Source organism: Algoriphagus terrigena DSM 22685, from assembly GCF_000429445.1.
GTDB lineage: Bacteria > Bacteroidota > Bacteroidia > Cytophagales > Cyclobacteriaceae > Algoriphagus > Algoriphagus terrigena.
In genome coordinates, this window is record NZ_AUBW01000004.1 from 117,294 (window position 1) to 131,002 (window position 13,709).

13 protein-coding genes are annotated in these 13,709 nt (G+C 48.9%); 9 read left to right on the forward strand and 4 right to left on the reverse strand.

Annotation, left to right across the window (positions count from 1 at the left end):
- Positions 1-58 precede the first annotated feature (58 nt).
- Both G459_RS26675 and G459_RS0102855 read left to right on the forward strand, forming a co-directional pair.
- Positions 59-1,408 (forward strand): vanadium-dependent haloperoxidase, encoded by a 1,350-nt coding sequence (locus G459_RS26675; RefSeq protein WP_035455046.1) that lies wholly within the window; start codon positions 59-61, stop codon positions 1,406-1,408.
- A 139-nt stretch (positions 1,409-1,547) separates the two neighbouring features.
- Positions 1,548-2,135 (forward strand): porin family protein, encoded by a 588-nt coding sequence (locus G459_RS0102855; RefSeq protein ID WP_035455049.1) that lies wholly within the window; start codon positions 1,548-1,550, stop codon positions 2,133-2,135.
- Between the two features lie 52 nt (positions 2,136-2,187).
- Here the strand turns inward: G459_RS0102855 and nadD are convergent, their stop codons facing one another.
- From nadD to G459_RS0102875, 4 genes are read right to left on the reverse strand one after another with little or no spacing between them, the layout of a single operon-like run.
- On the reverse strand, positions 2,188-2,754 hold the full coding sequence (gene nadD / locus G459_RS0102860; RefSeq protein ID WP_026966285.1) for a nicotinate (nicotinamide) nucleotide adenylyltransferase: 567 nt from the start codon (positions 2,752-2,754) through the stop codon (positions 2,188-2,190).
- Between the two features lie 2 nt (positions 2,755-2,756).
- Positions 2,757-3,335 (reverse strand): guanylate kinase, encoded by a 579-nt coding sequence (gene gmk / locus G459_RS0102865; RefSeq protein ID WP_026966286.1) that lies wholly within the window; start codon positions 3,333-3,335, stop codon positions 2,757-2,759.
- A complete protein-coding gene (locus G459_RS0102870; protein ID WP_026966287.1) occupies positions 3,332-3,604 on the reverse strand; it encodes a mycothiol system anti-sigma-R factor in 273 nt (90 codons plus the stop codon). The genes gmk and G459_RS0102870 overlap by 4 nt, the downstream gene beginning before the upstream one ends.
- Positions 3,605-3,615: 11 nt before the next feature.
- Entirely contained in the window at positions 3,616-4,215 is a 600-nt protein-coding gene (locus tag G459_RS0102875; RefSeq protein WP_026966288.1) for a sigma-70 family RNA polymerase sigma factor, read from the reverse strand.
- Between the two features lie 128 nt (positions 4,216-4,343).
- Here G459_RS0102875 and G459_RS0102880 point away from each other — a divergent pair, with 128 nt between their 5' ends.
- The 7 genes from G459_RS0102880 to G459_RS0102910 all read left to right on the forward strand — a co-directional run bounded on the left by G459_RS0102880 (position 4,344) and on the right by G459_RS0102910 (position 13,680).
- Positions 4,344-5,180, forward strand: a complete 837-nt coding sequence (locus tag G459_RS0102880) for a lysophospholipid acyltransferase family protein (protein ID WP_026966289.1) — start codon at positions 4,344-4,346, stop codon at positions 5,178-5,180.
- Between the two features lie 288 nt (positions 5,181-5,468).
- Positions 5,469-6,305, forward strand: coding sequence for a lysophospholipid acyltransferase family protein (locus tag G459_RS0102885; RefSeq protein ID WP_026966290.1), 837 nt, complete (start codon positions 5,469-5,471; stop codon positions 6,303-6,305).
- Positions 6,306-6,507: 202 nt separating this feature from the next.
- On the forward strand, positions 6,508-8,766 hold the full coding sequence (locus G459_RS0102890) for an ATP-dependent helicase (protein WP_026966291.1): 2,259 nt from the start codon (positions 6,508-6,510) through the stop codon (positions 8,764-8,766).
- A gap of 66 nt (positions 8,767-8,832) precedes the next feature.
- Positions 8,833-9,504, forward strand: coding sequence for a DUF4290 domain-containing protein (locus G459_RS0102895; RefSeq protein ID WP_026966292.1), 672 nt, complete (start codon positions 8,833-8,835; stop codon positions 9,502-9,504).
- The gene (gene murA / locus G459_RS0102900) at positions 9,504-10,811 is read left to right on the forward strand and encodes a UDP-N-acetylglucosamine 1-carboxyvinyltransferase (protein ID WP_026966293.1); all 1,308 of its coding nucleotides are present in this window, start codon (positions 9,504-9,506) and stop codon (positions 10,809-10,811) included. Before G459_RS0102895 ends, murA begins: the two co-directional genes overlap by 1 nt.
- A gap of 55 nt (positions 10,812-10,866) precedes the next feature.
- A complete protein-coding gene (locus G459_RS0102905) occupies positions 10,867-11,862 on the forward strand; it encodes a glycosyltransferase family 61 protein (RefSeq protein WP_026966294.1) in 996 nt (331 codons plus the stop codon).
- Between the two features lie 99 nt (positions 11,863-11,961).
- A complete protein-coding gene (locus G459_RS0102910; protein WP_026966295.1) occupies positions 11,962-13,680 on the forward strand; it encodes an IlvD/Edd family dehydratase in 1,719 nt (572 codons plus the stop codon).
- The last annotated feature ends 29 nt before the right edge of the window (positions 13,681-13,709 follow it).

Consider the following 13,709-nt stretch of genomic DNA (forward strand, 5'->3'; position numbering starts at 1 on the left):
AACCCAATCGCCCGTCACGGGAAAATCTATCGTCAACTTAAAATTGAAAAAACCCTGTATGCGTACGTTTAAAATAACCTTGTTGATTCTGGTTTTGATCAGTGCTTTCGCTGCATGTCAAAAACCGACAGATTACTCCGAAGCCATCACCGATGGCCACTATTTTCATCAAGCCCAAAACCGGATTACCGAAGTCATCATTCATGACATCTTCTCCCCGCCTGTGGCTACGAGAATTTATTCCTATGCTTCGATGGCTGCTTACGAAGTGGCCGCTGCAAGCGATCCGGCAAATTACACCCCGTTGCTGGGCCAACTGAATGGCTCCGAGCCTCTCAACCTGACTATTCCCGCAAACGTCTATCCTCCGCTTGCGGCTTTGGCGGCCTACTATCACATGGGGACAGCGTTGATCTTCTCTGAAGAAATGATGCACACCCAGCGGGACAAGGTCTTTGCGGAGCTGATGGAAAAAGGAATCCCGGAGGACGTATTTGAGGCTTCGGTCAAGTTTGGGCAGGATGTAGCCGAAAAGGTGAAAGACTATGCCAAAAAAGACAACTACCATCAAAGCCGTTCCTTCCCCAAGTACACCGTAATCAGCCAGGCTGACACCTGGCAACCTACTCCGCCAGCTTACATGGAGGCTGTGGAGCCTCACTGGAGCAAAATCCGCACCTTCGTCCTGGATTCTGCCGCCCAATTCAAAGCGCTTCCCCCTCCTCCATTTTCGACCGAACCCAGTTCTGATTTCTACAAAATGGCCAAGGAAGTCTATGATGCTAAGGTCAACATGACCGATCCGCAACTTGCTACTGCAATGTTTTGGGATTGCAATCCTTACAAGATGAATGTAAAGGGACATGTGATGTTTGCGGAGAAGAAGATCACGCCGGGCGGACACTGGATGAGCATTGCGTCTATCGCAAGCAAAGCATCCGGAAGAGACTGGAGGGGAACCGTCGAAGCCTATGCGCTCACGGCGATTTCGCTCAATGAAGCCTTCATCTCCTGCTGGGACGAAAAGTACCGCACCAAGCTGATCCGACCGGAGACTTACATCAATCAATACATCGATGAGGAGTGGGTTCCGATTCTCCAGACCCCACCATTTCCCGAATACACCAGCGGACATAGTGTAGCTTCCACCGCTGCCGCCTTCACGCTTGCGCAGCTTTTCGGAGACGAACTGCACATTGTGGACAGCTCGGAGGTGGCCTATGGCCTTCCGATCCGGGAGTTTGACGGATTTACCCAGATGGCCCAGGAAGCTGCGCTCAGCAGACTCTACGGGGGGATTCACTACATGCCTGCCATCACACAGGGATCTGTCCAGGGCAAGCAAGTCGGCGAGCTGATCTGGCAAAAGATCTCAACCAAACCCAAGACAGTAGCACAGAAAAACTAATACAAAAAAAGCCCTGAATCTGTAAATTCAGGGCTTTTAGGTTCAGAGAATTCCGTTTACAATTGAGATAGAATTTAGTTTGATGTATTTAGTTTATTTTGTAATATTCTAAATCTTTAATCTTCTAATCTATCTCATAATGAATAAGGCCCTCTTTTTTGTTCTAGTATTTTTGGTATGTTCACCGCTGTATGCACAGGATATTACATTCGGACTCAGGGGCGGCCCCAACTTCGCTACTCTGGGAGGCGAGGAAGGCAGTATTGGCGCAAAATTCCGAGTCGGGTTCCATATAGGCGGATACGCTTCTTTTGCAATCTCAGAGTCTCTGAGTTTCGAGCCAGGACTGCAGTATTCCAACAAAGGGGCCAAAGGTTCCGAGGGTGGGATCTCTTCAGTCATACGAAACGGCTATCTTGATCTTCCCCTCCTGCTTAAAATTAAAAGTGGAGAGAAGTTTTATCTACTTGCGGGTGCTCAACCCTCGTTTTTGATATCACCTGCTATTGTTTTGGAGGAAAACGGGAATAGAGTTGTAGTAAACGGTAGCGATGTATCAGAACTTTGGAAAGGTTTTGACCTTGCCGGTGTGATCGGATTGGGGGTTGAGGTTGGCGCAGGGATGCACATTCAAACAACCTATGAACACGGATTTGCCAATGTCAGTGAAATATCCGAATCGGTCTACAACAGGGGCTTCAAGCTGACGGTTGGAAAGACTTTCTAAACGTGCATCCTAACAACTTACTAAAATCCCCAACGGTATCGGCCCGGCTTTTTTATTGATACAGCTTCTTATCCCGAACGTACTCCTCCACTGGTTCCGGCAGGAGGTATTTGACCGAGCGGCCATCCTGCATTGCCTTGCGGATAAAAGTCGCCGAGATGTCCAGTAGCGGCGCATCGATGGTTTTGATCTTAGGGTGATCGAAGACTTTGGTCTCTCCTGGCCGCGGATAGACAAAGATCTCATAGTTGTCCAGGATCGCCTGATGATTTTTCCACTTGTGAAAGTGGGTCAGATTGTCCGAACCCAAAAAAAGGCAAAACTGATGCTGGGGATATTGCTCGCTGAGGTAGGTGAGCGTGTCGATGGTGTAGCTCGGCTTCGGCATACGAAACTCCACGTCACTGGCTCGGAAGTGGTAATGATCGGCGATCGCCAGCTCTACCATCCGCAACCGATCAAACTCGTGAATCATTGATTGCTGCCTTTTGAAGGGATTTTGCGGACTCACCACAAACCAGACCTCATCGAGGTCCGTCCGGTCGTAGAGTGTGTTTGCGATGATTAAGTGCCCAACGTGAATCGGATTGAAGCTCCCAAAGTACAGCCCGATTTTCATCGCTATTTTGCCAAAAACTCAGAGACCAAGCGGACCGCTTCTGCGGAAGCGCGCTCGAAGTCATCGTTGAAGATGCTCACGTCAAACTGCGGCTCAAAGGTCATCTCAAACTTAGCTTTGTAGATCCTCCGTGAGAGCGACTCGGGTGTTTCCGTACCTCGATCATTGAGTCGCGACTCCAGCACTTCCATCGAGGGCACTTTGACGAAGATCGCCAGTCCGTTTTCTCCGAAGTACTTCTTCAAAGCCAGTCCTCCCTTGACGTCCACATCGAAGATCACCGCTTTGCCGCTGTCCCAGATGCGCTGGACTTCTTGCTTGAGCGTGCCGTAGAAGTTGCCTTCATAGACTTCTTCCCATTCGACAAAGGCGTCTTTGTCAATGTTGTTTTTGAATTCTTCGATGCTTAAAAAGTAGTAATCCCGTCCGTGTACTTCATGTCTTCCTCTTTTGTCCCGGGTGCAGGCCGAAATCGAAAATCCCAAGTTGGGTACATGTTGGATCAGGTGTTTGACCAGAGAAGTTTTCCCTGAGCCGGAGGGAGCGGAGAAAATAATCGCTTTTCCTTGGACTTGATTCATTTGCCTTCTTTTATCATCTGGCGGATCGAGTCAGCCAGTTCCGTAGGCACCGGTTGTTTGGTGCATTTGGTCTTCAGCACATCCCTAATCGCTTCCTCTAGGTGAAAATGCTCAAAGCAAGGTTGGCATTTGGCCAATTTATCCTTTAGAATTTCTTTGCCGCTGTCACCGAGCTCTCCGTCAAGGATGCTTTCGAGCAGCTGAAAACATTTGGTCACATCGCTGCATTCGAGCTTTCGCTCGCCAGATGCTTGATCGTTAATTTCCATGAGTAATCATTTTAATCCTCCTCTTCTTCATCAGTGTTGTAACCCATCGATTGGGCATATCCTTTCAATTGATCTTTCAAAAGATTCCTGGCGCGGTGCAGCCTTGACCTCACGGTGCCGATCGGAATATCTAGAATCTTTGCCATTTCCTCGTAAGTAAAGCCCTCCAGATCTGCCAAGATGATCACCGTGCGGAAGTCCACAGCCAGTGCATTGAGCGCGTTGGAGATCTCATCTCCGAGCATATCCTTGACGGATTCGGCCCTGAGATCAGTAGTACTTTGGTAGTCAACATCATCCGAGTTGTAGAAAGTTTCAACCTCTTGGTAATCTACCTTCGCAGGTTGCTTGCTTTTCTTTCGGTATTCGTTGATAAAGCTGTTTTTCAGAATCCTGAACAGCCAAGCTTTTGCATTCGTGCCCTGCTCAAAAGAGTTGATAAACCGAAAAGCCTTCATGTAGGTGTCCTGCACGAGGTCTTTGGCATCGTCCTCGTCAAAAGTGAGTCGAAAAGCAAAATTGTACATGGAATCTATGTGCGGCATAAACTCCCCATCGAAGATGGCCGTTTTCTCTTCCTGAGAATATTTTCTGCGCTGTACTTCAGACATAAGCTTCAAAAGTAATCATTGCCCCAATTTATCCCTAAACTCTGAACTTAAAGTCAGTGTATTTCCTTTATTTTGTGGTCTAGATCCTTGCATAAGCATGGATTCATCTACAAAATTCCACAGAGCTCATGTTTTTTTTCAGGCTGTTGTCCAGGCTTCCGCTTTGGGTGTTGTATCTGTTTTCCGATTTTATCTACCTGATTGCCCGGTTTGTGATCAGCTATCGCAAAAAAGTGATCGACCAAAACCTGAAATTTGCCTTTCCGGAAAAGACTGACGCCGAACGAAAAAAAATCCGAAACAGCTTCTACAGAAACTTCACAGATTCCTTCTTTGCTGAAACGATCAAGATGCTGACCATCTCGGAAGAAGAACTCCGGCAGCGATTCCACGTGGTCAATCAGGAGTTGATTGACCAAGAGGTATTTCAGGGCAAAACCGCCATCATGATGGCCGGCCACGTGTTCAACTGGGAAATGGCCATCCTTGGTGTCGCACTGAACACACAAGTAGAGGCCGAGACAGTTTATCTCAAGCTGAACAATCCGTTTTTCAACCAGCTCATGTTCGGCATCCGGACGCATTTTGGTGGCGTCATGACCGAGGTCAAGGATTTTCGCAAGAGCATGATTACGCTCCGAAGCCGTCCCAGAATCCTGCACCTAGCGGCAGACCAGCGGCCTACCGGCAAGGATAAATATCAACGGGAATTTCTCAATCGCCCAGCCAACTTCTATGAAGGCGGAGAGATGTTTGCAAAGAAGATGGGCCTGCCAGTTTTCTTTGGAACGATCACGAAGCTGAAGCGAGGGCATTACCGATTTGAATACGAAAAGATGGCCAGCCCACCGTACGATGATGCTGCGCCACATAGTGTCACAGATGAGTTTTGTCGTAGACTGGAAAACAACATCCGAAACCAACCCGACTTGTATCTTTGGAGCCACAAGCGGTGGAAATTATAAACTCGAATTCGCGCAGGATGCGGCAGTTCACGCCACCTCGGTAGCAGCTGTAAATCATGTTTTTTTGGACTTTCCACAGCCTGGGATGCCACCCATGATTTTTCATTTTTACTATTTTTCAACTACTTAATCTTGAAAGCTTGTTTTTTTATGAGTACTTAAGAGATTGATTTTTCTTAAGAAAAGAACCACCCGAGAAGATTTATAGCTTGTTATCTTATCCCAACTTGACACCATTGGTTTCTGGCCGACTACCCGATCTGGATTTTCCACGCAAATCCGCTACCCATGGTGTTCTTTAGGCTATTTTCGCATTTCCCGCTGCCGATCCTGTATTTGTTTTCGGACTGGCTTTATCTAGTTGCCCGCTTCATTATTGGCTATCGCAAAGGGGTAATTGACGAAAATCTGCGATTCGCATTTCCAGAGAAAACGGCAAAAGAGCGTAAGAAAATCCGAAATCAATTCTATCGAAATTTCAGCGATTCGATCGCCGAAACCATCAAGCTGCTAACGATCTCCGATGCCGAATTGAAAAAGCGCTTTATTTTGATAGACAACCATCTCCCAGAGCGCACCGTGAAATCAGGCCAAAGCGCAATCATGACTGCAGGCCATCTTTTCAATTGGGAAATGGCCATTCAGGCGATCGCGCAGCAATCCGCTGTGACCACTGAAACCGTCTATCTGCAACTTAACAATCGCTTTTTCAATCAGCTTTTACTTAAAATCAGAACCCGGTTTAACGGTGTTTTGACTGAGAAAAAGGAGTTCCTAAAAAGTATGGCAACGCTGAAATGCCAACCGAGGATCATTCAATTGGCCTCAGACCAGCGTCCGCCTCTTTCGCTGAAAAGATACCGGCGGGAGTTTATGGGCCGACCCGCGCTTTTCTTTGAAGGCGCAGAAGTTTTAGCAAAAAAAATGGCACTCCCCGTCTATTTCGGAAGTGTGACCAAAGTAAAAAGAGGCTACTATTACCTTGAATTCCACAACATTGCCATGCCTCCTTACCATGACTCGCCATCACATAGCATCACCGATGCGTTTTGTAAAATCCTGGAAGAGAACATCCGAAACCAACCAGATTTGTACCTTTGGAGCCACAAGCGGTGGAAGGTTTAAGGTGGAAGATTGCAAAATGGGAAGGTTGGAAGATTTCCCAAACCCTTTCTCTACGATTCCTATCTTGTTCCAGTGACTGGATTCCAAAACCCTATCCTGCGCCTAAAGTCTTGTTTCATGATTCTCGGCTGCCGATTCTTAAATCTTGATACCCGCTATTTGATACTTGATTCTTGTATCTAGCTTCTTGCTTCTTAACAAAATGGATTACCTCAAGGAACTGAACACCCCACAATTACAAGCAGTACAGCATACCGACGGTCCGGTGATGATCATTGCGGGCGCAGGTTCGGGCAAGACCCGGGTCCTCACCTACCGGATCGCTCACCTGATCTATTCCAAAGGGATCGACCCGTTCAATATTCTGTCCCTGACCTTTACCAATAAGGCGGCGGCAGAGATGAAGCATCGGATCGAGACGCTCGTCGGACTTGAAGCCCGCAACACGTGGATGGGAACATTTCACTCGATTTTTGCAAAAATCCTGCGGGTCGAATCCGCAAAAATCGGCTATCCCTCCAACTTCACCATCTACGACACGGACGATTCCAAGTCGCTGATCCGCACGCTGGTGAAGGAAATGCGACTGGACGACAAAGTCTATAAAGCCGGCGTCGTCCTCTCCCGAATCTCCGGGGCCAAAAACCGCCTGATCTCCTGGCAAGCTTATCAGGCAGATATTTATGTCAAAGCAGACGATGAAGCAGCGATGAAGCCCCGCATGGGCGAACTCTACCAAAAGTACCAGGAGCGTCTTTTCAAAGCCGGAGCGATGGATTTTGACGATTTGCTCTTCAACACCAACGTCCTTTTCCGCGATCATCTCGACGTGCTCAACAAATACCAACAACGTTTCAAATACGTGATGGTGGATGAGTTTCAGGACACGAACATCTCCCAATACCTCATCACCAAAAAACTAGCCGCCGTCCACCAAAATATCTGTGTCGTCGGTGACGACGCCCAGAGTATCTACGCTTTTCGGGGAGCGGATATCCAAAATATCCTCAACTTCGAAAAGGACTATCCGGACCTCTTTGTAGTCAAACTCGAGCAAAACTACCGATCCACCAAAACGATTGTAGAGGCGGCAAACTCGATCATCGACAAGAATAAAGCCCAGCTGAAAAAGCTCGTCTGGACTTCCAACCCGGACGGCGAGCTGATCGAATTGATCAAAGCAGCCTCTGACAACGAAGAAGGTCGCATCGTCGCCAACATCATTTTCGAAGAGAAAAACAACAAGAAACTCAAGAACAGCGATTTCGCGATCCTCTACCGCACCAACTCCCAATCCCGGTCGATGGAAGAGGCGCTGCGCAAGATGAACCTCACTTACAAGATCGTCGGCGGGCTTTCTTTTTATCAGCGGAAAGAAATCAAAGATCTAATGGCGTATATGCGCTTCACGGTCAATCCAGTGGATGAGGAAGCTTTCAAGCGAGTGATCAACTATCCCAAGCGGGGAATCGGCGACACTTCGGTCGATAAAATCCTTGTCTCGGCCTACGAGCACGACATGCCCCTTTGGGACGTGGTGCAGAATGCACATAGCTTCTTGGGTGGAAAAGCCGGCTCTTCGGTCGACAATTTCTCCACGATGATCAAGGCCTTCCAGATCGAAGTAGAGCGAAAAGACGCCTTTGAAGCGGCCAGTTCCATTGCGAAGCAAAGCGGATTGCTGCGCGAGCTCTACGAAGACAAAACGATCGAGGGGCTCAACCGCTACGAAAACGTCCAGGAACTGCTCAATGCGATCAAGGAATACGTGGACAATCCCGAAAATGAGGACAAAAGTCTCGGTTCTTTCCTTCAGGAAATCGCGCTCCTCACCGACAACGATCAGGACAAAGACAAGACCGATTCGATCACGCTCATGACCGTCCACGCCTCCAAAGGCCTGGAGTTTAAGCAAGTCTTTGTAGTCGGGATGGAGGAGGATCTTTTCCCTTCACAGATGATGATGCAGAGCCGGGATGACTTGGAGGAAGAGCGCAGACTTTTCTATGTGGCCTCGACCCGGGCGATGGAAAAATTATACCTGACTTATGCCTTGTCACGTTATCGATTTGGACGGCTACTCAACTGCGAACCGAGTCGCTTTCTGGAAGAAGTGAATCCGAATATGATCAAAGTAAATAAGCGGATGGCCTCGAAGGAGATGCCTGGAGCGCTTCGAAAGGAAGGATTGCCCGGAAGTGTCGGGTTCATCGGAATCAAAAAGCAACCCGAATCCCGTGCGCCGATCCAGCTGAAAATCCACACGCCGTCGCCTGATTTCATGCCGAGCAACACCAACAATCTGAAGGCAGAGCAACTGGTCGAACATCCGAAATTCGGATTTGGAAAAGTACAGAAGATTGAAACAGAAGGACTTAATAAAAAGGCAACCATCCAATTTGAGCATTTTGGAGAGAAAACATTATTGCTTAGCTTTGCCAAGCTCAGAATCATAGACTAATCACCTGCTCCCCTGTCCTTTGGTGATTTTTTGTTACCTTTTGAAAGGCTATAAACGGGAAGCAACATGGAGCACACCGAACCTGAAAAACAACAACTTATTTTGAAAGAATACGGCAAAAACATTCAACGCCTGGTAGCGCATGTCACCGGCATTGAAGACCGTGAGAAGCGCACGCAGAGTGCCTACACCGTCATCGAAATCATCAAGCAGCTCAATCCTTCGGTCAAGGCCGAAAACGATCAGAAGCTGTGGGATGACATCTACATCATGTCTGATTTCCAACTTGATGTGGACGGACCTTTCCCAATGCCGGAGAAAGAGCTTCTTGGGAAAAAACCCCTGCCTGTTGGCTACCCCAAAGGTGAAGTGAAGTTCAAGCACTACGGACGAAACATCGAAAAACTGATCGAAAAGGCCATCGAAATCGAAAATGACGAGGACCAAGAAGCAGCCATCATCTACATCGGTCAGCTGATGCGAAGCTTTCATTCTACCTGGAACAGAGACAACTTCGACGACGGCATCATCCTGGATGACATCAAGACCCTCTCCAAAGGCAAGCTGCACATCGACCTGGAAAAGGTGAGAGAGAACGCACTTTTCGAATCAAACACCCGTCGGGATTTCAAGATTCCCCACGTCGAAGAAGAGCACTCCAAAAACAAGCGGCCTGTCCAACACAAAAAAAGCAATCACCGAAACAACGGCCACAACAACAAAAAACGTAGAAATTAATGGCATCATTTCGCGTAACCGGCGGCACCAGATTGAAAGGTGAGATCATTCCCCAGGGAGCAAAAAACGAGGCGCTTCAGATTCTTTGCGCGGTCCTGCTCACTCCCGAGAAAGTAACCATCAACAAAATCCCGAATATCCGTGACGTTAACAAGCTGATCGAGCTCTTGGCGGACATGGGTGTTAAAGTCCAAAAGCTAGGAGCTGAATCCTATGTTTTCCAGGCCGACGAAGTCAATATGGACTATCTGGAGACAGAAGATTTTCTGCAGAAAGCATCCGCACTCAGAGGCTCAGTCATGATTCTCGGCCCACTCTTGGCGCGATTTGGCAAAGGAAAACTTTCCAAACCGGGAGGGGATAAAATCGGCCGTCGCCGCATGGACACGCACTTTTTTGGCTTTCAAAAGCTGGGCGCAGAGTTCCACTACGACGCCAAAAACGAGATTTTCCACATCGATGGCAAAAACCTCAAGGGCACCTATATGCTCCTCGACGAGGCTTCCGTCACCGGCACCGCCAACATCGTGATGGCAGCAGTGCTAGCCGAAGGAAAAACCACCATCTACAACGCCGCCTGCGAGCCTTACCTGCAACAGCTTTGCGACATGCTCAACCGCATGGGAGCCAAGATCACCGGCGTGGGCTCCAATATGCTGCATATCAACGGAGTAAAATCCCTCGGAGGCACAGACCACACCATGCTGCCTGACATGATCGAGATCGGTTCATTCATCGGCATGGCAGCGATGACCGGATCGGAGATCACCATCAAAGATTGTCAGATCCATCGCTTGGGCATCATCCCGGATACCTTCCGAAGGATGGGAATCCAGATGGAATTCCGTGGAGACGACATTCACATTCCTGCTCAAAAACACTACGAGATTGAGACGTTTATCGACGGATCGATCCTGACAGTTGCGGATCAAATCTGGCCTGGGTTTACGCCAGACTTGCTTTCGATCATTCTCGTGACTGCAACACAGGCCAAAGGTACCGTGCTAGTTCATCAGAAAATGTTCGAATCCCGACTGTTCTTCGTCGATAAACTGATCGACATGGGAGCGCAGATTATCCTTTGCGATCCTCACAGAGCCACCGTGATCGGTCTGGACAGAAAGTACGCACTTCGGGGTATCCGAATGACTTCGCCGGACATTCGCGCCGGTGTGGCACTCCTGATTGCAGCGATGTCTGCTAACGGAACTTCTGTCATCGACAACATCGAGCAGATTGACCGTGGATACCAAAACATCGACGAGCGACTCAACGCACTCGGGGCCAAAATCGAGCGTTTGACTTAAATCCAAAAGGGAGTGAACGCTCCCTTTTTCATTTAACCCTAAAAACTTTTCCCTTTTGCGACAAGAGATCACCGTCACACGAACTTTACCGGTCAATCTGACGCCAAAGGACTTAGCGCTTTTTCAAGGCTCAAAGCAAGTTACGTTTGAGCGGCTGCACCCCGTTCATCTGAAAAATGTCTGGATCCTGCAGGACACCATTTTTTCGCCAGGGGAAATGAGATTTTACTCCTCCCATACCCATATCGCCGACATCGGCCCCCTGCAGTTTGCCAAGCGGGCCATCTATTGTGCACCCAAATCCTGGAAAAAAATCCCATTGGGCATGTGGGTTTTGGATGAGTGGAGCGCCAATTATTTTCATTGGATGACCGACTGTCTGCCCCGAATCTGGGAAGGAATCGAGCGGGAACCGGATTGTCCGGTGATCCTCCCGGAATCTTTCAAAAGTTTGGACTACGTCATCCAATCGCTGGATCTGGCTGGAGTGACCGCGGTCTTTTTCAAAGCAAGTCAAAACCTCCACGTCAAAAAGCTTATTTTGACCGCGAGAACGGCTACTTTTCCCAATTTCAATCCACCTCTCGCTGACAAAACCAGAACAAAACTTAGCGTCAAAAGCATCTCCGAGCCTTGGCGAAAAGTCTACATCAGCCGAAAACTTGCACCCAAAAGAAAAGCCCACAACGACGCAGACGTGGAGATCCTGCTTCAAAAACGGGGATTCGACGTCGTATACGCCGAGAAACTCAGCCTGAGCCAGCAGATCCAACTCATGTCCGAAACGCAGCTTTTGGTATGTCTGCACGGTGCTGCGTTGACCAATATGCTTTTTCTGCCTCCCACGGCCAAAGTCCTCGAATTCAGAAATCATGGTGACTCAGTCAGTCAATGCTATTTCAACTTGAGCTCCGCACTCGGGCTTGCTTACTATTACACGCTGAACCAAGGAGACGGCAAACACACCATCATGAGTGACTTCACCATTGATCTGGTCTCGCTGGAGCATGTTCTGGATCAAATTGATCAAACAACAACCCAAACTCTTTGAGTTTATAGGCACATTTTGCCACATCGTCTTTCCGGCCTTTCAGGTAGTACACAATTTTTTGCTATCTTTTTGGGCTATTAGTTCAACCCATTAAAACCTATGACCAAGAAAAAACTCCGCAGCCAGGAATGGTACGGCCGCACTGGCAAAGACGGATTTATCTATAGATCCTGGATGAAAAACCAGGGACTTCCCCATCATCTTTTCGAGGGCGAAAAGCCCGTAATCGGCATCTGTAACACCTGGTCTGAACTCACCCCCTGCAACGGCCACTTCAAAGAACTCGCCGAAAGTCTCAAAAAAGGTATTTGGGAAGCAGGCGGATTCCCGCTGGAATTCCCAGTGATGTCGCTGGGCGAGTGCTCAATCAAGCCTACCGCCATGCTTTTTCGCAACCTGATGTCAATGGATGTCGAAGAGAGCATTCGAGGCAATCCATTGGATGGCGTTGTGCTGATGTGCGGCTGCGACAAAACCACCCCTTCGCTGGTCATGGGCGCCGCCTCGGTGGACATCCCTGCTTTGGTGCTGTCAGGCGGCCCGATGCTGGTCGGGAGATTTAGGGGGAAAAAGATCGGAACTTCAGACATCTGGAGATTCGCGGAGGACTTCAAGATGGGTAGACTTACTCAGGAAGAATTTATCGAAGCCGAAGCCGCCATGTCCCGTTCGGCAGGACACTGCGCTCCGATGGGCACCGCTTCAACGATGGCCGCGATGGTCGAGTCTCTGGGGCTTTCGTTGCCTGACAATGCTACCATTCCGGCCGCAGATTCCAGGAGAAAAGTCCTGGCGCATCTCACCGGCATGCGAATCGTGGAGATGGTAAGAGAAGACATGAAGATGAGCACCATTCTCACTCGCAAGGCCTTCGAAAACTCCATCATGGTCAACGCCGCAGTGGGTGGATCTACCAACTTTATACTGCACCTGACTGCGATAGCCAAGCGGATCGGTGTCGAGCTCGACTTGACCGACTTTGATTATTTCTCTTCGAAAATCCCCCTTATTGCCAACGTCCAGCCTTCGGGAGAGCATTGGGTCGAGGATCTGTTCTATGCCGGTGGTTTGCCTGCCGTGATGAAGGAAATCGAAAAACACCTACACACAGACGCCCTCACTGTCAATGGAAAAACGATTGGAGACAACATCGCCAAGGCTGAATGCTGGGATAGAAACCTGATCGGAACACTGGAAAATCCCATCAAGCCGGATTCTGGAATTGCCGTCCTGAAAGGCAATTTGTGCCCAAACGGCGCAGTTCTGAAGCCTTCAGCCGCCAGTCCTGAACTCCTCACACACACCGGTCGGGCCGTAGTCTTTGAAAACATCGACGACTACAAAGCCAAAGTAGACGATCCAAATCTCGACATCGACGAGACCTGCGTGATGGTGATGAAAAATGTAGGGCCAAAAGGCTACCCCGGAATGCCAGAGGTTGGCAACATGGGCTTGCCAAAAAAAGTCCTCGAAAAAGGCTTCAAAGACATGATCCGGATCTCTGACGGCCGAATGAGCGGAACGGGCTTCGGCACCGTCGTGCTGCACGTGTCCCCGGAATCTGCCATTGGCGGCCCCTTGGCTTTTGTCCAAAACGGCGACATGATCGCGTTGGACGTCCCCAACCGTAGTCTCAACCTTCTGATCTCTGAGGAAGAATTTGAACGACGTCGAAAGGACTTTGTCCCGACCCGGTTGCCTTACGAAAGAGGCTATGTCAACCTCTTCCTCGACAAAGTAAACCAAGCTCATGAAGGCGTGGATTTCGACTTCCTGCAGGGAAGCTCGGGCTCCGAAGTGAAAAGAGATTCGCATTAAAAAACAAAGACCTGCCAGCGTTTTGAAAA